The 20,147-nt window shown below is 70.5% G+C and carries 19 protein-coding genes; 12 read left to right on the top strand and 7 right to left on the bottom strand.

What is annotated here, in order from left to right:
* The first annotated feature begins 14 nt into the window (after positions 1-14).
* From OHB21_RS36710 to OHB21_RS36695, 4 genes are all read left to right on the top strand, one after another.
* Entirely contained in the window at positions 15-836 is an 822-nt protein-coding gene (locus tag OHB21_RS36710; RefSeq protein ID WP_067510294.1) for an NUDIX hydrolase, read from the top strand.
* Positions 837-1,158: 322 nt separating this feature from the next.
* A complete protein-coding gene (locus OHB21_RS36705) occupies positions 1,159-1,929 on the top strand; it encodes an enoyl-CoA hydratase-related protein (protein WP_067510296.1) in 771 nt (256 codons plus the stop codon).
* A gap of 155 nt (positions 1,930-2,084) precedes the next feature.
* Positions 2,085-3,062 carry a class I SAM-dependent methyltransferase gene (locus OHB21_RS36700; RefSeq protein ID WP_067510298.1) on the top strand — a complete coding sequence of 326 codons (978 nt, stop codon included), beginning with the start codon at positions 2,085-2,087 and terminating at the stop codon, positions 3,060-3,062.
* Positions 3,063-4,310, top strand: a complete 1,248-nt coding sequence (locus OHB21_RS36695) for a THUMP-like domain-containing protein (RefSeq protein WP_067510300.1) — start codon at positions 3,063-3,065, stop codon at positions 4,308-4,310.
* On the opposite strand, the gene OHB21_RS36690 is transcribed toward OHB21_RS36695, so the two are convergent.
* Positions 4,258-4,806, bottom strand: a complete 549-nt coding sequence (locus OHB21_RS36690) for a DUF1697 domain-containing protein (RefSeq protein WP_067510302.1) — start codon at positions 4,804-4,806, stop codon at positions 4,258-4,260. The two genes, OHB21_RS36695 and OHB21_RS36690, sit on opposite strands and share 53 nt — an antisense overlap.
* Positions 4,807-4,817: 11 nt before the next feature.
* Positions 4,818-5,558: an acyltransferase gene (locus tag OHB21_RS36685; RefSeq protein WP_195126000.1), complete on the bottom strand. Its 741-nt coding sequence runs from the start codon at positions 5,556-5,558 to the stop codon at positions 4,818-4,820.
* 190 nt (positions 5,559-5,748) lie between these two features.
* Here OHB21_RS36685 and OHB21_RS36680 point away from each other — a divergent pair, with 190 nt between their 5' ends.
* Positions 5,749-7,077: an outer membrane protein assembly factor BamB family protein gene (locus OHB21_RS36680; protein WP_232331774.1), complete on the top strand. Its 1,329-nt coding sequence runs from the start codon at positions 5,749-5,751 to the stop codon at positions 7,075-7,077.
* Between the two features lie 322 nt (positions 7,078-7,399).
* Here OHB21_RS36680 and OHB21_RS36675 read toward each other — a convergent pair whose 3' ends face one another.
* The 3 genes from OHB21_RS36675 to OHB21_RS36665 are packed head-to-tail and all read right to left on the bottom strand — an operon-like array spanning position 7,400 to position 11,018.
* Positions 7,400-8,662 carry a glycosyltransferase family 4 protein gene (locus tag OHB21_RS36675; protein ID WP_067510308.1) on the bottom strand — a complete coding sequence of 421 codons (1,263 nt, stop codon included), beginning with the start codon at positions 8,660-8,662 and terminating at the stop codon, positions 7,400-7,402.
* On the bottom strand, positions 8,659-10,215 hold the full coding sequence (locus OHB21_RS36670) for a 1,4-alpha-glucan branching protein domain-containing protein (RefSeq protein WP_067510310.1): 1,557 nt from the start codon (positions 10,213-10,215) through the stop codon (positions 8,659-8,661). Before OHB21_RS36670 ends, OHB21_RS36675 begins: the two co-directional genes overlap by 4 nt.
* The gene (locus tag OHB21_RS36665; protein WP_407675101.1) at positions 10,212-11,018 is read right to left on the bottom strand and encodes a class I SAM-dependent methyltransferase; all 807 of its coding nucleotides are present in this window, start codon (positions 11,016-11,018) and stop codon (positions 10,212-10,214) included. The genes OHB21_RS36670 and OHB21_RS36665 overlap by 4 nt, the downstream gene beginning before the upstream one ends.
* 189 nt (positions 11,019-11,207) lie before the next feature.
* On the opposite strand from OHB21_RS36665, the gene OHB21_RS36660 reads away from it, so the two are divergent.
* Positions 11,208-11,993, top strand: a complete 786-nt coding sequence (locus OHB21_RS36660; protein ID WP_067510312.1) for an electron transfer flavoprotein subunit beta/FixA family protein — start codon at positions 11,208-11,210, stop codon at positions 11,991-11,993.
* A gap of 92 nt (positions 11,994-12,085) precedes the next feature.
* Positions 12,086-13,042 (top strand): electron transfer flavoprotein subunit alpha/FixB family protein, encoded by a 957-nt coding sequence (locus tag OHB21_RS36655; RefSeq protein WP_067510313.1) that lies wholly within the window; start codon positions 12,086-12,088, stop codon positions 13,040-13,042.
* 241 nt (positions 13,043-13,283) lie between these two features.
* On the opposite strand, the gene OHB21_RS36650 is transcribed toward OHB21_RS36655, so the two are convergent.
* A complete protein-coding gene (locus OHB21_RS36650; RefSeq protein ID WP_195125935.1) occupies positions 13,284-13,868 on the bottom strand; it encodes a PadR family transcriptional regulator in 585 nt (194 codons plus the stop codon).
* A 119-nt stretch (positions 13,869-13,987) separates the two neighbouring features.
* On the opposite strand from OHB21_RS36650, the gene OHB21_RS36645 reads away from it, so the two are divergent.
* From OHB21_RS36645 to OHB21_RS36630, 4 genes are all read left to right on the top strand, one after another.
* Entirely contained in the window at positions 13,988-14,404 is a 417-nt protein-coding gene (locus OHB21_RS36645; protein ID WP_067510317.1) for a nuclear transport factor 2 family protein, read from the top strand.
* A gap of 485 nt (positions 14,405-14,889) precedes the next feature.
* On the top strand, positions 14,890-15,372 hold the full coding sequence (locus tag OHB21_RS36640; protein ID WP_195125934.1) for a MarR family winged helix-turn-helix transcriptional regulator: 483 nt from the start codon (positions 14,890-14,892) through the stop codon (positions 15,370-15,372).
* A 27-nt stretch (positions 15,373-15,399) separates the two neighbouring features.
* Entirely contained in the window at positions 15,400-16,956 is a 1,557-nt protein-coding gene (locus tag OHB21_RS36635) for an MDR family MFS transporter (protein ID WP_067510321.1), read from the top strand.
* 224 nt (positions 16,957-17,180) lie between these two features.
* Complete coding sequence (locus tag OHB21_RS36630) at positions 17,181-17,597, top strand: hypothetical protein (RefSeq protein ID WP_147265738.1); 417 nt, start codon at positions 17,181-17,183, stop codon at positions 17,595-17,597.
* 111 nt (positions 17,598-17,708) lie between these two features.
* Here the strand turns inward: OHB21_RS36630 and OHB21_RS36625 are convergent, their stop codons facing one another.
* Positions 17,709-18,566 (bottom strand): LysR family transcriptional regulator, encoded by an 858-nt coding sequence (locus tag OHB21_RS36625; RefSeq protein WP_195125933.1) that lies wholly within the window; start codon positions 18,564-18,566, stop codon positions 17,709-17,711.
* A gap of 137 nt (positions 18,567-18,703) precedes the next feature.
* Between OHB21_RS36625 and OHB21_RS36620 the strand changes: the two genes are divergently transcribed.
* Positions 18,704-20,020, top strand: a complete 1,317-nt coding sequence (locus tag OHB21_RS36620; RefSeq protein ID WP_067510327.1) for an NAD(P)/FAD-dependent oxidoreductase — start codon at positions 18,704-18,706, stop codon at positions 20,018-20,020.
* Positions 20,021-20,147: the final 127 nt, after the last annotated feature.

The following is a 20,147-nucleotide window of genomic DNA, read 5'->3' as shown; positions in this document are numbered from 1 at the left end:
TGAGTGAGACAACGATGTCGGCGGGCTCTCAGCCGGAGGCGCCCGCGCCCAAGGACGCCTCGACCGTGATGCTGGTGCGCGACGGCGAGCGCGGGCCCGAGGTGTTCCTGCAGCGACGGGTGGGCGCGATGGCGTTCGCGGCCGGGATGACCGTGTTCCCCGGCGGCGGCGTGGACCCCTCGGACGGCACCGCCGAGATCGCCTGGGCCGGGCCGGAACCCGCGTGGTGGGCGCGGCGCTTCGACACCACCGAGCCGCGGGCGAAGGCACTGGTGTGCGCCGCCGTGCGGGAGACGTTCGAGGAATGCGGTGTGCTGCTGGCCGGCCCGACCGCGGACACCGTCGTCGGCGACACCACCCGCTACCGCGAGGCGCGCGGCAAGCTCGAGCGCCGAGAACTTTCGCTCGCAGCTTTCCTGGCCGAGCAGGATCTGGTTTTGCGCGCGGATCTGCTGCGGCCGTGGGCGAACTGGATCACCCCCGTCGTGGAACCCCGCCGCTACGACACCCACTTCTTCGTGGCCGTCCTGCCCGAGGGCCAGCTCGCCGACGGCGCCACCACCGAGGCCGCCGAGGTCCGCTGGCACACCCCCGCCGAGGAGCTGGGCCGCTGGCGCGCGGGCGAGGACATCCTGCTTCCGCCCACCTGGGCGCAGCTCGACGCGCTCGCCGCCTACGCGTCCACCGCGGAGATCCTCGCGGCCGAACCCGTCATCGACCCGATCATGCCCGTGTTCGCCGCCTCCGAAGGCGCGAAGCCACTCTCCTTCCCCGACGCCGCCCGCTACTTCGCCGACCTGCCCGACACGGGGCAGTTGCGCGGTACGGCACGCTGATTCCGATCTCGGGGCCACCCGATCTTCGACTGCGCGGCACGGCTCGGCGAGCGCGCGGGGGGATCGCGCCGGGCACCAGGGATGCCCGGCACGCGCCCGGTTGCTGTTCGTGCATGTCCGACCGGCATGGCGGCGAGGGCCCCGCGCCCGTTCGCCGTTTCGTGCGCGCCCGACAGGCATGGCGGCGAGGTCGACACCCGGTCGCTGTTCACGTGCGCGCCCGACCGCACGACGCTGAGTTCGACCCGTCCGACCCAACTGCCGCACCGGATTCGGCTCGCGGATGCGGGGCGGTGCGGCACCGGGCGGTAGCGTGCGTCCCATGGCCGAATTCGTGACCCTGGAGCTGCCGGAGGGCGAGCGGGGTGTCGCCGTGGTGCGGATCGCCCGACCGCCGATGAATCTGATCAACGTCCAGGTGGCGCGGGAGGTGGCGGCCGCCGCGGCGGCGGTGGCCGGGGATGCGCGCGTGGCGGCGCTGGTGGTCTACGGCGACGAGCGCGTGTTCTCCGCGGGCGACGATCTCGCCGAGCTCTCCGCGCTGAGCGCCGCCGAGGCCACCGCGATGGCCGGAGACGTGCAGGCGGCGCTCGGCTGCCTGGCCGCGGTGCCGCAGCCCACCGTCGCCGCCATCAGCGGGTACGCCCTCGGCGCCGGCCTCGAACTCGCCCTGGGTGCGGACCGCCGCATCATCGGCGACAACGTGAAACTCGGCCTGCCGCAGATCCGCGCCGGCTTGATCCCGCTCGCGGGCATCCGCCGCCTCTCCCTCCTGATCGGCCCCGGCGCCGCCAAGGACCTCGTCTACACCGGCCGGTTCGTGGAGCCGGACGAGGCCCTGTCCCTCGGCCTCGTCGACGAGGTCGTCCCGCCCGACGACGTCTACGCCGCCGCCATGGCGTGGGCCCGCCGTTTCGTGGACGGCCCGTCCCGCGCCCTCGCCGCCGCCAAAGCCGTCTTCGAGGCGGGCCCCCACGGTCACGACCGCGCGCGGAAGGAATGGGCGGACCTGTTCGACACCGAAGACCTCCGCATCGGCACCGCGTCCTACGTCGCCGACGGCCCGGGTTCGGCGGCATTCGTCGGGCGTTGAGCGTCCGACCAGCCACTGTTTCCCGCAGACCGATCGGTCGGAAACATGATCGCCGGGCGATTGCCCTGATGAGAACGTGTTCTCGTTTTGCGGCCCCTCGGAACCGCCGGGCCGACAGCACCGCTCATCTGGGCATTTATGTAGGCTAGGCGACCATGACGGTACGTCCCGACGACCCCGCGCCGAACCCGCACGCCACCGAGGCCGAGGTCGAAGCAGCGTTCAAGGATACGAAGCTCGCCCAGGTGCTCTACCACGACTGGGAGGCGGAGACCTACGACGACAAGTGGTCCATCTCCTATGACGAGCGCTGCATCGAATACGCCCGCGGCCGCTTCGACGCCGCGGTCGGCCCCGCGCCCCTGCCCTACGAGCGCGCCCTCGAACTGGGCTGCGGCACCGGCTTCTTCCTGCTCAACCTGATGCAGGGTGGCGTCGCGAAGACCGGCTCGGTCACCGACCTCTCGCCCGGCATGGTGAAGGTCGCGCTGCGCAACGCCGAACACCTCGGCCTCGACGTGGACGGCCGCGTCGCCGACGCCGAGACCATCCCGTACGAGGACGACACCTTCGACCTGGTGGTCGGCCACGCCGTGCTGCACCACATCCCCGACGTGGAACTGGCGCTCAAGGAGTGCCTGCGCGTGCTCAAGCCCGGCGGTCGCTTCGTGTTCGCCGGCGAGCCCACCACCGCGGGCAACTTCTACGCCCGCTGGCTCGGCCGCATCACCTGGAAGGCCACCACCACCGTCACCAAGCTCCCGCTGCTGTCGGGCTGGCGGCGGCCGCAGGAGGAGCTGGACGAATCCTCCCGCGCCGCGGCGCTGGAGGCGGTCGTGGATCTGCACACCTTCGATCCGAGCAACCTCGAGGCCATGGCGCGCTCGGCGGGCGCGGTCGAGGTGAAGGCCACCACCGAGGAGTTCGCGGCCGCGCTGTGGGGCTGGCCGGTGCGCACCTTCGAGGCGGCCGTGCCCGCCGAGAAGCTCACCTGGCAGTACCGCATGGCGATGTACCGCGCCTGGCTCGGCCTGAGCTGGGTGGACGAGAACGTGATGCGCCGCGTGGTGCCGCGCGAACTCTTCTACAACGCCATGATCACCGGTGTGAAGCCGGGCTCCTCCGCCAAGTAGGTGGGTTACCGCTTCGGCCGCGCCGATGTCGAGTTCCTCGGCGGCGCGGCCGGCCGGTCCGCCCTGGCCGAGGCGGGTGCGCTCGACCTCACGCCCGCGACGCATCTGCGCGATCTGGAGCAAATGCGTCGCGCGCACGGTGATCGCGCCGCCGCGCTCGTGGAGACGATTCGCCTGCGCCGCAAGGCCGCCGCCAAACTCGAGGGCGCGGCGGACTGGCTGTTCACCGACGACGCACTCCAGCAGGCCACCCCGACCGCCGTCGCCCGCCATCGCGCGGCGCGACTGGCGGGACGCGCCGTCCACGACGTGACCTGTTCCGTCGGCGCCGATCTCACGGCCCTGGCCGCCGTGTGTCCCGCTGTGCTCGGCAGCGACCTCGACGACGTGCGCCTGGCCATGGCCGCGCACAACCTCGCCGCGAGCTTGCGCCCCCTCGGTGTCGAATCCGGCGGGAACGTGGTGCTGGCCCGTGCCGACGCCCTGGTTCCGGTCAGTAGGGGCACGGTCGTGATCGCCGACCCGGCCCGCCGCGCCGACGGCAAACGCACCCACGACCCGGCGAGACTCCAACCCCCGCTCCCGGACCTGCTCAACGCGTACGCGGGCCGGGAGCTGGCCGTGAAGTGCGCTCCCGGACTGGATTTCGACCGCCTCGACTGGGCGGGCGAGGTGGAGGTGGTCTCGCTCGACGGCGCGGTGCGCGAGGCGTGCCTGTGGTCGCAGGGCCTGGCCGATCCGGGCGTCACCCGTCGCGCGACGGTGCTGCGTTCTCGCCCCCCGCACTCCCACACCCCGCCGGAAACGGTCACCGACGCCGAGCCGGACGACATCCCCGAACGCGCGCCGGGGGAGTGGATCATCGACCCCGACGGCGCGATCGTGCGCGCCGGACTCGTGCGCCACTGGGCGGCCCGCCACGGCCTGTGGCAGCTCGACCCTCAGATCGCCTATCTCACCGGCGATCACGTCCCCGAGGGCATCCGCGGCTTCCGCGTCGAGGACCGGCTGGACCTGCGCGAGAAGACGCTGCGCCAGGAACTCGCCCGCCGCGACTGCGGCACCTTGGAGATCCTGGTCCGCGGCGTCGACGTCGACCCCGACGCACTGCGGAAACGCCTGAAGCTGCGCGGTTCCCGGGCGTTCACGCTCGTGCTCACCCGCATCGGCCGCACCGGCACCGCATTCCTCTGTACTACGCCGCCGGCGGCCAGCTCTCCATCTTCTTCACGATCCGCTGCACCGTGAGCCAGGTGCGGGTGGTGATGTCCTTGCCGTACGCCTTGTCCAGCCACGCCATGTAGTCCGGTGTGCGCGGGGTGCTGTTGTCGACCACGGCGAGGAAGGCGCGCGCGTCCTCGTCGTAGCCGATCACGCGGGTCAGCGGGTCGTCGGAGAGCGCGGGCGCTTCGATGCGGTGCTTGAAGAACGTCACCGTGAGGTAGGTGGTGCGCTGGTGGACGAGTCCGTCGAACGGGTCGCGGTCGAGCAGGGCGCGCAGGTCCGGCAGGTTCCGCAGGATGGTGCCGCCGGGAATGCCGAGTTCGCGGTGCAGCGCCTCCTGAATGCGGTCCTCGAGCTCGGCCTCGTCGGTCTCCGGCGCGCGGAACACGATATTGCCCGAGGCCACCACCGAGCCCACGTTCGTGAAACCGAGCCCTTCGAACACCGCCCGCAGTTTCTCGTTGCGCATGTTCGGGTTGCTCGGCGCGATCCCGCGCAGCAGCGCCGCGTAGTCGTTCATGGGAGGAGAAACTACGCCTGCCGGGCGACACCGTTCTTCTTGCGCTCGATGTCCTCGAGCGCCGCGACGTAGGCGGCGCGCGCCTCGGCGCCCGCCTCCCAGGTGGCCTTGCGGTTCTTCACGACCTTCGCGGGCGCGCCGACCGCGATGCTGTAGTCCGGGATCTCGCCCTTGACCACCGCGTGCGCGCCGAGCACGCAGCCGCGGCCCACGCGGGTCTCGCGCAGCACGGTCACCTTCGCCGCGATCCAGGTGTCGGGGCCGATGCGCACCGGGCTCTTGACGATGCCCTGGTCCTTGATCGGCAGCGTGATGTCGTCCATCCGGTGGTCGAAGTCGCAGATGTAGCACCAGTCCGCGACCAGCGTGGATTCGCCGATCTCGATGTCGAGGTAGGTGTTGACGACGTTGTCCTTGCCGAACACCACCTTGTCGCCGATGCGCAGCGACCCCTCGTGGCAGCGGATGGCGTTGCCGTCGCCGATGTGCACCCAGCGGCCGATCTCCATGCGGCCCAGCTCGGGCGTCGCGTGCACCTCCACGTTGCGGCCCAGGAACACCATGCCGCGCAGCACGATGTGCGGGTTGGCCAGCTTGAACTTGAACAGCCGGTAGTAGCGGACCAGGTACCACGGCGTGTACGCGCGGTTGGCGAGCACCCACCGCAGTGAGGCAACGGTCAGAAAGCGCGCCTGCTGCGGATCCCGGCGGCGCGAACCCCGCCACCGCGAGCGCAGCGGTGCGCCCCACATGCTCGTCACGAACCGTTCTCCCGTCGTGTTCCCCGGGCGGCGACCCGGGGGGCCTGTCTTTGGGTAGACAGAGTACTTTCGCGCGCAACGCGCGCGAGCGCGGGTGCCGTGAACCCGCTGTGCCGCGGGCGCGGCGGATCGGGCACCGGCTAGTCTTGCGAGCGGCCATCGACAGAGGGGAGAACAGCAGGTGCGAACCCGTAGCGTGCGGGCTGTATCCACACCGCGGCGAACCGGCGTGCGCGCGGCGGTGGCGCTGACCGCCCTCGGCGCCGTGCTGGCCGGATGCGGCACCGACGTCGACGACATCGCCGTCGGCCCCGGTACCGGCTGGCCCGCGGCCCATCACGACAGCCGCAACAGCGGTGTCAGCCCCGTCGAGGGCTCCCGCAAGATGACGCTGAATTGGACTCGGCCCGTGGGCGGTCCGATCGAGCGACCGGTGAGCATCGGCGCGGAGGGACAGCTCTTCCTCACCACCCGCACGCCGAGCGGCTGCGCCATCCTCTCGCTCCAGATGCCGACCGGACGCAAACGCTTCTGTGATCGCCTGGGCCCCAACACCATTTCCTCGCCGACGGTCGTGGACGGCCTCACCAACGTGTACTTCGGTGACGACGGTGCGGTGAACTCCTACAACTACCTCGGCCAGCCGCGCTGGCGCACACCGGTCGCGGGTGTGCCGGTGTCGTTGCAGTTCACCGGCGACGGCCACGTCCTCACCATCACCCAGACCGGTCAGGTCGACGTGCTCGACCGCCAGACCGGCAGGCGCACGGTGCCCACCGTGCAGCTGCTCGGCGAACCGGACTTCCTCGAGCACCCGGACCTGACCCGCCCCGCCTCGGGGGACGGTCTGCTGGACTGCCTCGACGGCGGTCCGCGCTGCTCGATCGCCACCGTCTCCGCCGTCGACCAGGGCAGCGGGCGCGTGTTCGTGACGGTGTGGCGGCCGGGTTCGCCCACCGGCTCGCTGGTCGCGCTGCGTTACGCCGACGGCAGGCTCGCGCAGGAGTGGAGCGCCGACATGCTCACCGAGGGCAGCGCCACCAGCCCGACGCTGTCGGCCGACGGCGCCACGGTCTACGTGGGCGACAACAGCAAGCGGCTGATCGCCGTGGACGCCGCGAACGGCAGCACCAAATGGGTGCGGCAGCTGGAGTTCACCCCCAAGGGCGGCATCTCCGTCGACGGTGACGGCCTGATCATCCCCGCGGGCGACGAGGGCTACCTGCACGCCCTGCGCGACACCGGCGACGGCGTCGAACTGGCCTGGGAGCGCAAGGATCTCGCCCTGCGCGGCACCCCGGTGCAGACGGCGGGCGCGACCGGCTACACCGCCGCCGCGATCGGCGACGGCCTCAACCTCATCACCTTCGACACCGAAACCGGCGCCACCATCGACTCCGACGTCCTGCCGGGCGCCCTCGGCACCACCACCGGCACATCGGTGAGCGCCGACGGTGACGTGGTGGTGGCGACGCGCATCGGTGAGGTGTTCGCCTTCAAGCCGGAGTAGGCGGTGAGGGGGTTGCGTCCCGATCGCGGACGGTCACCGGCGTGGTCGATCAGATGCTCGCGACGCCGAGTGTTGTCTGCCGAGGGCACCGGCCCGGAAACCGGTCGGCGCGTGCGTCGTTCGCCGACCGGACAGCGCGCTCGGAGCGGTCGCGCCAAGCCCGGGTGATCAGGCGGGGATGTCGAGATCGTCCACGTCGGTGGCGGATTCGCCCGCCTCGAGGTGTGAGCCTGCGCATGCCCAGGTGGGAGGCGTCGACGTCGAGTCGCCGGAGGTTCGGTGCCGGTGAGCGGCATCCGTGAGGAACGGCGGACGCCGCCGTTCACACCGGGTTGTTCGGATCCCGTTCCGGCAGTGGACGTTCCACGATGGTCGGCCGCCCCAGCGGATTGCGGACGCGGCGCTTGGCGGCGGAGTACACGTGCGCGGTCTCGGCGGCGACCACGTCCCAGGCGAAGTCGGCGGTGAGGCGTTCGCGGGCCGCGTAGGCGCGGTCCTGGGCGGCGGCGGGGTCGTCGAGGGTGGCGCGCACCGCGTCGACCAAGCCGTCCACATCGGCGGGTTCGAACGACGCGCCCGTCACGCCGTCGATCACGGCCTCGCCGAGCCCGCCCGCGGTCGAGGTGATCAGCGGGGTGCCCGCCGCGGCCGCCTCCAGCGCGACGATCCCGAACGGCTCGTACCGGCTCGGCAGCACGATCGCGTCGGCGCCGTGCAACCAGCCCAGCAGTTCGTCGTGCCCGAGCTGCCCGGCGAAGTTCACCGCGCGCGCCACCCGGTGCACCCGGGCCCGCTCGCGCAACCACTCGAACTGGGTGCCGACGCCGGCGACGGTCAGCGTGGTGCCGGGGTGCGCGCGGCGGATGCGCGGCAGCGCGGCGATCGCGTCCTGCACGCCCTTCTCGTACTCCAGCCTGCCCACATACAGCAGGCGCGGCGGGCCGGTGCGCGGCGCGCGCGGGCGAAAGGTCCACGCGCCCACGTCGATCCCGTTGCGGATGACCGTCATCGGCACGCGCTCGGGGCCGTAGAGCCGCTCCACCTCGTCCTGCATGGACGACGAACAGGTGATCAGCGCGTCGGACTCGTTGGCCAGCCACCACTCCACCGAGTGCACCTGCTTGTTGACCTTGCCCGCGACCCACCCGCTGTGCCGCCCCGCCTCGGTGGCGTGGATGGTCGACACCAGCGGCACGTCGTAGTACTCCGCCAGCGCGATCCCCGGATGCGCGACCAGCCAATCGTGCGCGTGCACCACATCGGGGGTCCAGCCGTCGCCGATGCCGGGCTTGCCCAGCGCCACGCCCGCGCGCACCATCGCGTGGCCCATGGCCAGGGTCCAGGCCAGCATGTCCTCGCCGAAATCGAACACCGGCGGATCCTCGGCCACCGCCACCACCAGCACGCCGTCCTCGATGAACGAATGCGTGGGGTGGGAGGCCGAGTCGGTGCCGGAGGGACGCCGCGACAGCACGACCACCTCGTGGCCCGCCGCCGCCAGCTCGGTGGCCAGGTGGTGCACATGCCTGCCGAGCCCGCCCACCACGACGGGTGGGTACTCCCACGACACCATCAAGATTTTCATGCATGTCCTTCTGAGACGGGGCCGTCGCATCCCGCGGCGGTCGGCAGGCGCCGCGCGTCCACTCCGGGGAAGAGACCGTCGGCCGCGTTCCATCCTGCCGCCAATCGCCGTGCTTTCGCGACCTGACCCGCGCCCAGCGCGCCCGCGATCTCGCGCACGGCGTGCGCGTGCCGGTGCGCCCGCTCCCGCGCGTACCCCGCGGCGGAGTCCTTGCTGACCATGAACGCCCAGTCGCTGGAGACGGTCAGGATCGCCTCGCGCAGCAACTGGTCGGCCACCGGATCGCGCAGCGCGGGCGCGCCGCCCTCGGCGGCGCGGGCCTTGTCCAGGGTGTCCAGCGCGAGGCGCACGATGTCGTCGTTGAGCTCGACCAGATCGCGCACCTGCTCACCGGCCCAGACGCGCCAGTCCTTGCCCGAGCCCCACGAGGAATCGGCCAGCGGGACCGGTTCGCCGACGTAACCGCGGTCTCTGGCGTCGGCGAGAGTGCCCACGGTGACGCCCGCCTCGGGCAGCGCGCGCAGCACCTGGGCCAGCCACTGCGGCCCCTCGTGCCACCAATGGCCGAACAGTTCGGTGTCGAACGCGGCCACCACGAGGGCGGGCCTGCCGATGCGCTCGGACTCGGCGACGAGCCGTTCGCGGACGGTGCGGACGAAGTCCTCGACGTCGCGTTCGACGGCCGCGGCGGCGAGTTCGGGGTCGTAGGGCGCCTTGTCCGGGCCCGCCACCGTCTTGCCGGTGACGCGCGCGGGTTTGAGACCCGTCGCGTGATCGTAGTGATGAAAATCACGGTAGGCGGCGTGGCCGGGATAGCCCGATTTCGGCGACCAGACGCGGTAGCTCACCTGGAGGTCGCGCCCGAACGCCACCACGTCGGAGTCGCGCACCGGCCGCCCGAGGCTGCTGTCGCCGCGCAGCGCGGGGCCGTCGACCATGAAATGAGTCACACCGGCGGCGGCGTACTCCGTCTCCATACCGGGCGTGAAACCGCACTCGGGCGCCCAGATGCCGGTGGGGGTGGCGCCCCAGCGCAGGCGCGCGTCGGCGAGCCCTTCGGTGAGCTGGAACATGCGCAGGCGCGGGTCCAGCAGCGGCTGGAACGGGTGCGCCAGCGGGCCGCCCAGCAACTCGATGGTTTCCGCGTCGGCGAGCGCGCGCCAGACTGGTGCGGCGCCGTGACGCCAGTTCGTCTCGAACTCGGTGAGCGCCGCCGCCGCGAGCCGGTGTTCGTGCCTGCCGAGCGCCACGTTGCCCGCCAGCGCGGCCTCGTCGGCGCGCAACTGCCAGTTGCCGAGCCAGTGGTGCATGCCCGCCAGGCAGTGCGGATCGTCCAGCTGCGCCGCGAGTACCGGCGTGATGCCCAGGCTCAGCAGATGCGAACGACCTTCGGCCGCAAGGGTTCTCAACACCTCCACGACGGGCAGGTAAGTGGCGGCCCAGGATTGGTAGAGCCATTCCTCACCCACCGGCCAGCGGCCGTGATTGGCCAGCCAGGGCAGATGGGAATGCAGGACCAGCGTGAACTGGCCCGGAACCGCGTTACCGCTCAAGGCTTCACCGCGATCGCCACGAGATCCAGGCTCGCGTCGATGTCCGCGGCGATCAGGTCGAAATCGTCGATCGACACCGCGGCCACGTCGGCCGTCAGCTCGGCGGGCCACGGCTCACCGGCCAGCGCGCGCTCGATCTGGGCGTCGATGAAGGAGCCGCCGTGCTTGGCGTCCAACGCTTTCAGTGCGGCGCCGTGGTGCACGCCGGTCATCTCGGCCACCTCGAAACCGGCCTCCACCAGCAGCTCGGTGAGCTCCGCCGCGTTGAGCTCGCGGGTGTGGAACGGGTTGAGCGGGGTGTCGCGGCCGGGGGAGAAGGTGATCCGGTTCGGTGTGCTGATGAGCAGCTCGCCGCCGGGGCGCAGCACCCGCAGGCATTCGCGCAGGAACTGCGCCTGATCCCAAAGGTGTTCGATCACTTGGAAATTCACCACCACGTCGACCGCGGCGTCGTCCAGCGGCAGCGCGGCCAGGTTGCCCTGGATCATCTCCACGCGCGGGTAGCGCGCCCGCACGTGCGCCACCGCGCTCGCGTCGTAGTCGACGCCGATCACCTTCGTGGCGACGCCCGCGATCATGTCCGCGCCGTAGCCTTCGCCGGAGCCCGCCTCCAGTACCACGCGGCCCGCGCAACGCTCCAGCAAGCGCGCGTAGACGATCTCGTGGCGGCGGAACCAGTAGTTCTCCTCGGCGATGCCGGGCACCGTGCGCTCGCCGGTCAGCGGCAGCGGTTCGACGCCGCTCGCGCCCGTGATTGTGACATTCGGGTCTTCCACTGCGGCAGGGATCACAGCCTCGCTCATCATGCCGACGTTACTGAAAGGTCCGCGCACGATAACGCCCGGACCTGTGTTGCGGGGTTGCCGGACTAAGTTACCCACGAGTAACTTGGGATGGGGTAGTGTTCCGCCCTGAGCTACTCAAAGGACGTACGGCCCAGTTCGTGCGACCGCCAGACATACGCCCCCAGAACAGGAGGTCGACGAAGACCGATGCCGAACATCGTCGTACTCATCAAGCAGGTTCCCGACACCTGGTCCGAGCGCAAGCTGACCGACGGTGACTTCACCCTGGACCGCGAGGCCGCCGACGCCGTCCTCGACGAGATCAACGAGCGCGCCGTCGAGGAAGCGCTGCTGATCAAGGAAGCCCAGGGCGGCGAGGTCACCGTGCTGGCCGCCGGCCCGGACCGCGCGACCGAGGCCATCCGCAAGGCGCTGTCCATGGGCGCCGACAAGGCCATCCACATCAACGACCCGGCCATCCACGGCTCCGACGCGGTGCAGACCGCGTGGATCCTGGCCAGCGCGCTGGGCCAGGTCGAGGGCGTCGAGCTCGTCATCGCGGGCAACGAGTCCACCGACGGCCGCGCCGGCGCCGTGCCCGCCATCATCGCCGAGTACCTGGGCCTGCCGCAGCTCACCCACCTGCGCAAGCTCACCGTCGACGGCGAGAAGATCACCGGCGAGCGCGAGACCGACGAGGGCGTCTTCAAGCTCGAGGCCACCCTCCCGGCCATCGTCTCGGTCAACGAGAAGATCAACGAGCCGCGCTTCCCCTCCTTCAAGGGCATCATGGCCGCCAAGAAGAAGGAAGTTCAGGTCTTCACCCTCGAGGACCTCGGCGTCGACCCGTCGACCGTCGGTGTCGCCAACGCGGGCACCGCCGTCACGGCGTCCACCCCGAAGCCGCCGCGCACCGCGGGCGAGAAGATCGCCGACGAGGGCGAGGGCGGCAACCAGATCGCCCAGTACCTGATCGGCCAGAAGATCATCTGATCCGGCGACGCCGAACCGTATCGGTGGCTCCCCGAGCGCTCCCGGCGCGCGCGGGATGAGCCCGATCCGAGACTTGTTAGGAGAGAACACACATGGCTGAAGTACTCGTGCTCGTCGAGCACGCCGACGGTGCGCTCAAGAAGGTCAGCACCGAACTGATCACCGCCGCCCGCGCGCTGGGCACCCCCGCCGCCGTCGTGCTCGGCACCGCGGGCACCGGCGAGAAGCTGGCCGACGCCCTGGCCGCCGCCGGCGCCGAGAAGATCTACATCGCCGAGTCCGACGATGTCGAGAACTTCCTCGTCACCCCCAAGGTCGACGTGCTCGCCGGCCTGGTCGAGTCGGTCTCCCCGGCCGCCGTCATCGTGCCCGCCTCGGCCGAGGGCAAGGAGGTGTCGGGCCGCCTCGCCGCCCGCATCGGCTCCGGCCTGCTGGTCGACGTCATCGGCGTCGGCGAGGACGGCACCGCCGTGCACTCCATCTTCGGTGGCGCCTTCACCGTCGACGCCAAGGCCACCGGCGACGTGCCGGTCATCTCGCTGCGCCCCGGCGCGGTCGAGGCCGTGGCACAGGCCGGTGCCGGCGAGAAGGTGACCGTCGAGGTCCCCGTCCAGGAAGAGGGCGTCGTCAAGGTCACCGCGCGCGAGCCCATCGTCGGCGGCGACCGTCCGGAGCTCACCGAGGCGGCCATCGTCGTCTCCGGTGGTCGCGGTGTCGGCTCGGCCGACAACTTCGCGGTCGTCGAGGCCCTCGCCGACTCCCTCGGCGCGGCCGTCGGCGCCTCCCGCGCCGCCGTCGACTCCGGCTACTACCCGGGCCAGTTCCAGGTCGGCCAGACCGGCAAGACGGTCTCCCCGCAGCTCTACATCGCCCTCGGCATCTCCGGCGCCATCCAGCACCGCGCGGGCATGCAGACCTCGAAGACCATCGTCGCGGTCAACAAGGACGAAGAGGCGCCGATCTTCGAGATCGCCGACTACGGCATCGTGGGCGACCTGTTCAACGTCACCCCGCAGCTCACCGAAGCGGTCAAGGCCCACAAGGGCTGAGCTCCCCCGCCTCTCCGCGTTCAAGGCGGCTGGGTGAGGGTTCGGGTTGGTTTGGTCTGCCGTCTCCGGTGGGGGAGGTGGTCGGGTCAGCCCGTTCCCGGTGAGTTACCCATGTGCTCGCCAGATCTGTTGTTGCGTTGTGTGGCAACAGGTTTGGCGAGCATTTTGGTTTGGTCCCCGTGTGCGCGCTCCGGTCGGAGGTTGATGGCGGAACGGCAGGATATGTCGGGCGCAGTCGGTTTCAGCTCTGACTGACGGGTGCCGCGTCCGTTGCCTCGCGGCGTCTCCGGATAACCCCCAGTGCGAACTCGGCCCAGCGAATGTTCTCCTGCTCGAAGGCGATTCCGCGCAGGAGGGTCAGGTAGGGGCCGATGCGGTCGGATTCGGTCAGGTAGGCCTGCTCGCTGCGGCCTGCGAGCAGGCGGGTGCGCCGGCGTTCGTAGCGGGCGAGTTTGGCGCGCGCCCAGCCCATGCGTTCGACCAGCACGGCCTCGACGGCTTCGCTGTCGCCGGTCTCCATGCCCTGCACTTTGACCAGCATGTCGTCGCGGATGGCGGCGGGTTTGGTGGCGTCGGCGATGAAGTCGCGCAGGACCTGGCGGCCGGTGTCGCTGATCGAGTGCAGCTTCTTGTTCGGGCGCCGCTCCTGCTCGACGACCCGAGCTTCGATCAGGCCGTCGGCGGTCATCCGCTCGAGCTCCTTGTAGAGCTGTTGCGGCGTCGCCATCCAGTAGTTCGCCACCGACGCGTCGAACGCCTTGGCCAGGTCGTAGCCGGAGGCCTCGCCGTCCATCAACGCGGCCAGCACCGCATCCCGTAACGCCATCCGGTCACCCTAACAGTATTTCGATTATTCAACTCCCGAAGTGTCGCGTCACTGGACTGCCGCACCGGAACAGCGCTAGCCTGCCAACCATTACTCAATAATTTGCCTAGGAGGTCGGCGTGTCCCATCCGTTCCGTACCGCGATCGAGTCGAGGGATCTCGACGCCGTGGAAGCACTCCTCGCCGAGAACGTGGTGTTCACCAGCCCCGTGGCCTTCGCGCCGTACGAGGGCAAGCCGGTGACCGCGGCGATCCTGCGCGCGGTGCTGCGCGTGTTCGAAGACTTCCGCTACGTCGGTGAGCTCGCCGGCGCAGAGGGACGCGACCACGCGCTGCGGTTCGAGGCCACCGTCGACGGATTGCAGCTGACGGGCTGCGACTTCCTGCACATGGACGCCGACGGTCGCATCGACGAGTTCACGGTGATGGTCCGCCCGCTCTCGGCGGCCAAGGCGCTGGCCGCGCGCATGGCCGAGCAGTTTCCACGGATCCAGCAAGAGGCCCGCGAAGCGATCGAGGGCACTGCCTCGGTCTGAGTGCGCCGACGGCCGGCGGGCCGGTCGCGGGAGATCCCCCGCCCGGATCAATGATCGGCTGGCAACTGGTCACGCACGCCGACGAAGCAATCTTCTGACTGGAAACGGAACCGCCGCGCCCCGGATGCTCAGGGGCGCGGCGGTTTCCATCTGTCCACCTCGCAGACCGTGGGCGGACGGCACCGCAGCTCCGGATGCGGCCCTGGCCGATGTGCTGGATCCGTGTGTGCCCGATGGCCCGGCGACGTCGATCGTTGTGCGGGGGAGACGACTCGCTGGACCCGGTAGCGGAGGACGCCGGGCGACGCCGTAAACATCACCGCCGGTCGGGCGTCGAGGTCCCTTCGCGGCTCGTTCGGTAGCTCGAGATGCCCGCCGGGTGCGAGCGGGTAGTGCCGGATTCGCGCGCTTGACCGATTGTTGCTTGCTGCAAGTAACTGGATATATAGTTGCTTTCTGCAAGTAAACGAGTGGAGGAGGGTGGTGTGGGGGTTTCGGGTGAGACAGCCGAAGGGCTGATCAAGGAGCTGTATCTGATCGGGCGGGCGATCCGGGCGACCCTCCTGCATCCCGAGGAGGGCGAGATGTTGCCCGGCGGGGTGGGGGTGCTGGGGACGGTCGAGGTCAGGGGACCGTGCCGGCAGGTGGATCTGGCGGGGGAGCTGTGCATCAGCGCGTCGGTGCTGAGCAGGCACGTCGCCGAACTCGTCGCGGCCGGATACCTGGCGCGCGACGCCGACCCGGAGGACGGTCGCGCCACGCTCATCCACGTCACCGACGCCGGGCGTGCACTGCTGCGCCGGGTGCGCGCCTCGCGCGCCCGCGGCCTGCAAGCCGCCCTCGACGGCTGGAGCGACGAGGACGCCGCCGCAGCCCGCGACTCGGTCCGCGAACTCAGGAACTCACTGGCCGCCCACGCGCACCGCGACGCGGAGCGCCCGGCCGCAACCAGGAATCGGGAAGTGTAAGTGTCGAATTCAACCCAACCCCCGGCGATGACCCATCGCGAAGTGCTCGAGGCGATGACGGGCCTGCTGGCCGCCCTGTTCACGGCGCTGCTGAGCACCACGATCGTCGCCACCGCCCTGCCGACGATCATCGGCGACCTACAGGGCTCGCAGACCGCCTACGCCTGGGTCATCACCTCGGCGCTGCTGGCCAACGCCGCCTCCACCCCGCTGTGGGGCAAGCTCGCCGACCTGTTCAACAAGAAACTGCTGGTCCAGCTCGCGATCGTCATCTTCGTGGCGGGTTCGGTGCTGGCCGGTGTGGCGCACAACGTGCCCGTGCTGCTGGCCGCCCGCGTGATCCAGGGCGTCGGCATGGGCGGGCTGACCGCGCTGGTCGTGGCCATCATCGGCTCCATCGTCGCCCCGCGCGAACGCGGACGGTACTCCGGGTACATGGGCGCGGTGATGGCGGTGTCGATGTCGGGCGGGCCGATCCTGGGCGGCGTCATCGTCGACAGCCCGCTGGGCTGGCGCTGGTGCTTCTTCGTGTGCGTGCCGCTGGCGGTGATCGCGCTGATCCTGGTGCAGCGCACGCTGCGCCTGCCGACCGAGCGCAAGGAGGGCGTCTCCATCGACTGGCTCGGCGCCGCCCTGCTCACCGCGGGTGTCTCGGTGCTGCTGATCTGGGTGTCGTTCGCGGGCAAGGCCGGCTACTACGCGTGGTTCTCCCGGGAATCGGCGCTCTACGTCGGCGCGGGTGTGCTGCTGCTGGCCGCGACCGTGTGGGTGGAGTCCAAGGCGAAGTCGCCGGTGGTGCCGCTGCCTATCGTCACCGAGCGCACCACCGGCCTGGCGATCATCGCCTCGGTGGCCGTGGGCATCGGCCTGTTCGGCGCGACGACATTCCTCGGCCAGTACTTCCAGACCTCGCGCGGTTTCTCGCCGACCATCGCCGGCGTGCTGAGCATCCCGATGGTGGCGGGCATGCTGATCGCCTCGGTCGCCTCCGGTCAGCTGATCACGCGGTTCGGCAAGTGGAAGGCGTTCGTGGTGTCGGGCGCCGGTCTGCTGGTGGTCGGGTTCGGCCTGCTGTCGACCATCGATCACGCCACCAACCTGTGGCTGGTCGGCGCCTTCATCACCGTCGTCGGTCTCGGCGTCGGCATGATGATGCAGAACCTGGTGCTGGCCGTGCAGAACACCGTCAGCGTGCACGATATCGGCGCCGCCTCCAGCAGCGTCGCGTTCTTCCGCACGTTCGGCGGCGCGATCGGCGTCTCGGTCCTCGGCTCGGTGCTGGCCACCCGCGTGAGCGAACTGTCGACGGAGGGCTTCGCGAAGCTGGGCATCGGCGGCGCGGCCGAGGGCGGCAGCAACCTCGACATCGGCGCGCTGCCCGAGCCCATCGCGACCGTGATCCGCGCGGCCTACGGTGACGCCACGGGCCGCATCTTCCTCATCGCCGCGGTGGCCACCGTGGTGGCGCTGATCGCGACGGCGCTGCTGCCGAACCGTCCGCTGCGCCGGACCGTCGACATCGACCCGGAACTGGACCCGATGCGCGAGCACGAGCCCGAGCCGGTGGGTGCGCGCTCGGCGTAGGAACGACCGAGGCGGGCACGGGCGGTTCGCCGTCCGTGCCCGCCGGGTAGTCGTAGGTGCGGGGAATGACTGTCGCCCCGAACCGAAAGCGGTGCGGCGGCGAGAACCCTCGGCTGGGACCATCCCCCGTAATCGGCCGCCTTCCGCACGCGGTGGGCCGGGGCGAAAACGTCGCGGTCGCGTCGCGCGCTGCCCAGCGAGCGCCGCCGGCGGCCACGGCGATCATGGCCGGTCTGTTCATCCTGTTCTTCGGTCTGATCGCGCTCGGGATCCTCGGACTCGGGGTGGTCCGGACGAGAAACGACGTCTTGCGCGGCACCATCGAGCCGGGCGACCCAGGGGCGGTGCTCGCCCTGCTGTTCGTGGCGAGCATTGCGGCGCTGTGGCTGGGCTCCGGAACCCTGCTGCTGATGGGCCGCAAGGCCGGGTGCATCCTCACGATCGTCTGCGCCGTGCTGTCCTGGGGCATCCTCGTCCTGATCTGCGTGGGCATCGGCTCGACCGGCGCTTTCGGCCCGCTCGCGGTGTTCGTGCCGCTGACGTTCCTCTACACCGGTGTGCTGGTCTGCGCGGTGGTGCCCGCCACCAAGCGCTGGGTGCACCATCGCGTCGCGCTGCGGCAGGCGCGTCGGGCGCGGTAAGGCGCGTCCGCCCGGCCACTGTGCGCTCAATGCGTGCGCGCCGAGTCGCTTCCGTCGGGCCGCTACGCGCTGACTCACGCCTCGCCGGCCGCCGAGCGCAGACCCCGCCCGCTACGAACTATGCAGCGCCGCAAGCAACGTCGTGAGAATCGAGGCCCGTCGCGCCCCGCTTCGGAGCACGGCCGACACCGGGATGCGCAGCGGTTTGCCCGACAGCATGAGGGTCGCGATTCCCTCGGTCGGGCTGTTGGCGTAGAGGATCGTCCAGGCGTCGGGCCGGTTGATCAGCTCCATGGTCGCGGTGTGGTCGGGCGGGATCGGCGGGCCGTAGGTGGGCCCCGAGGGCTGGTCGGCGAACGCGGCGCGCACCACGTTGTGCAGCAGGACCTGTTCGGATTCCGGCGGCAGCAGCAGCGGGAAGCCGCTGAGGTCGGCCAGCGTGACGTCGGTACGGCCGGCCAGCGGATGCATGGTCGAGGTCGCGATCACCAGATCCTCCACCCACAACTGCTCGACGGTGAGACCGGGCTGTTCCACGCTGCCGCGGATGAGCGCGAGGTCGCAGTCCCCGTCGGCGACGGCGGCGATCCGCTGGCGGAACGGCTTGATCACGAACTCGATCTCCGCCCCCGGATGCGCCTCGCGCGCCCCGGCGATGGCCGAGAGCGACCGGGTGGCGAACGACATGTTGGCGGCCAGCCGCACGCGCGGGCGCGACGTGCGCACGGCCGCGCGGATGGCCGATTCGAGGCTCAGCATCTGCTTGGCGAGCGGCAGCAGGCGCACACCCGCGTCGGTCGGCGACACCGATCGGGTCGAGCGCTCGAACAACTGCACCCCGAGGTCGTGCTCGAGCCGGGCGATCTGATGGCTGATCGCGGACTGTGAGATGAAGCACCGGGTGGCCGCCCGGCTGAAGCTCAGCTCCTCGCACACCGCGACGTAGTAGGTGAGCTGGCGGAGCTCCATAGTTGATCTCCATTCATGAGCGATGCAGATAAGAGTCATCTAAATTATGCGCCCCATCGGGTGAAATATCTCGGAACTCGATAACGGTTCTTCATGAGAGAAGAGATGTTCACGAGATCGACCGGGGAGATGTGAGGATGCGAGACAAGGGTCCGGTACGGGTGCTCGACACCGCGGAGCCGGAGTTCGCGAGTGTGGTGATCGTCGGATCGGGGTTCGGCGGGCTGGCGGCCGCCAAGCAGCTGGCCAAGTCGGGGGTGGACTACGTCCTGCTCTCGGCCACCCCCGAGCACTTGTTCCAGCCGCTGCTGTACCAGGTCGCCACGGGTGTGCTGTCGGCCGAGGAGATCGCGCCGCCGATCGCGACCATCGTGCGCCGCCATGGCGGCGAGGCCCGCCTGGGCAAGGTTGTGGCGATCGACGCCGACGCCGCCGAGGTGACCTACGAGACTCCCGAGGGCAGGCGCGTGCTGCGCTACGGCTCGCTGATCGCCGCCACCGGCGCGAACCAGTCGTACTTCGGCCGTGACGATTTCGCGGAGAAGACCTTCGCCCTCAAGACCATCGACGACGCGAAACGACTGCGCGCCCAGATCGACCGCGTCTACCGCGAGGCCGCCGACGCCGATCCCGAGACCAGGCGCCGCCTGCTCAGCTTCGTGGTGGTCGGCGCGGGCGCCACGGGCGTGGAGGTCGCGGGCCAGCTCGCGGAACTGGCGAAGCGGTACTACAAGAAGGACGTCACCGTCACGCTGGTCGAGGGCGCGGGCGAGGTGCTGCCCCCGTTCGGCGGCGGGCTGTCGGAGTACGCGAAGGAATCGCTCACCAAGGGCGGCGTCGAGGTGCTGCTCGGCACGTTCGTCACCGACATCGAGCCGGGCAAGGTCACCGTCAAGGACAAAGAGGGCGTGGAGCGCCGCATCGCCGCCGAGACCGTCGTGTGGTCGGCGGGCGTGCAGGCCAGCGGTTTCACCCGGGTCCTCGCCGAGGCGACGGGCGCCGAGACCGACCGCGCGGGCCGGCTGCTGATCAACCCCGACCTGACCGTCGGCGGCCACGCCGACATCTACGCCATCGGGGACATGACCTCGCTCAACGGCTACCCCGGCCAGTCGCCGGTGGCCATGCAGGAGGGCAGGCACGCCGCCGACATCATCCGGCGCGAGATCCCCGCGGGCACTCCGTTCCGGTACTGGGACAAGGGCAGCATGGCGGTGATCCGCCGCCGCAGCGCCATCGCCAAGCTCAACGACAAGATCGGCTTCCGCGGCCTGATCGCCTGGTACATGTGGCTCGCGGTGCACCTGTTCTACCTGGTGGGCTTCCGCAACCGCTTCATGGCCGTGCTCTCGTGGCTGGTGTCGTTCACCGGCAACGGCAGGCCGGGCTTCGCGGAGATCGAGAAGGAGAAGCGGGCCGAGGCGCCCCGAGCGCGGGAACGCATAGCCGCCTGAGATCCGCCCCGAACGCCCTCGGTTCGCCGGGGGCGTTCGTGTGTCGTGAACAGGGAAAAGGCGCGATTGCGGCGCGGGGGCGCGAACGGGACGCATCGCGCCGGTGAACGCTCGGTGTGACCGCGAT

Origin of the sequence: Nocardia puris (assembly GCF_036051655.1) — a bacterium.
Taxonomy (GTDB): domain Bacteria; phylum Actinomycetota; class Actinomycetes; order Mycobacteriales; family Mycobacteriaceae; genus Nocardia; species Nocardia puris.
Note: the sequence above shows the minus strand (reverse complement) of the source record. Positions and strands in the feature narration are given on the sequence as shown.

Coding starts and splice junctions, on each gene's coding strand:
- OHB21_RS36675 (WP_067510308.1), bottom strand. CDS start 8,662: ATGAAAATCTTGATGGTGTCGTGGGAGTACCCACCCGTCGTGGTGGGC.
- OHB21_RS36700 (WP_067510298.1), top strand. CDS start 2,085: ATGACGGTACGTCCCGACGACCCCGCGCCGAACCCGCACGCCACCGAG.
- OHB21_RS36630 (WP_147265738.1), top strand. CDS start 17,181: ATGGCCGGTCTGTTCATCCTGTTCTTCGGTCTGATCGCGCTCGGGATC.
- OHB21_RS36655 (WP_067510313.1), top strand. CDS start 12,086: ATGGCTGAAGTACTCGTGCTCGTCGAGCACGCCGACGGTGCGCTCAAG.
- OHB21_RS36685 (WP_195126000.1), bottom strand. CDS start 5,558: ATGTGGGGCGCACCGCTGCGCTCGCGGTGGCGGGGTTCGCGCCGCCGG.
- OHB21_RS36660 (WP_067510312.1), top strand. CDS start 11,208: ATGCCGAACATCGTCGTACTCATCAAGCAGGTTCCCGACACCTGGTCC.
- OHB21_RS36705 (WP_067510296.1), top strand. CDS start 1,159: ATGGCCGAATTCGTGACCCTGGAGCTGCCGGAGGGCGAGCGGGGTGTC.
- OHB21_RS36665 (WP_407675101.1), bottom strand. CDS start 11,018: ATGAGCGAGGCTGTGATCCCTGCCGCAGTGGAAGACCCGAATGTCACA.
- OHB21_RS36690 (WP_067510302.1), bottom strand. CDS start 4,806: ATGAACGACTACGCGGCGCTGCTGCGCGGGATCGCGCCGAGCAACCCG.
- OHB21_RS36650 (WP_195125935.1), bottom strand. CDS start 13,868: ATGGCGTTACGGGATGCGGTGCTGGCCGCGTTGATGGACGGCGAGGCC.
- OHB21_RS36635 (WP_067510321.1), top strand. CDS start 15,400: ATGACCCATCGCGAAGTGCTCGAGGCGATGACGGGCCTGCTGGCCGCC.
- OHB21_RS36710 (WP_067510294.1), top strand. CDS start 15: ATGTCGGCGGGCTCTCAGCCGGAGGCGCCCGCGCCCAAGGACGCCTCG.
- OHB21_RS36625 (WP_195125933.1), bottom strand. CDS start 18,566: ATGGAGCTCCGCCAGCTCACCTACTACGTCGCGGTGTGCGAGGAGCTG.
- OHB21_RS36620 (WP_067510327.1), top strand. CDS start 18,704: ATGCGAGACAAGGGTCCGGTACGGGTGCTCGACACCGCGGAGCCGGAG.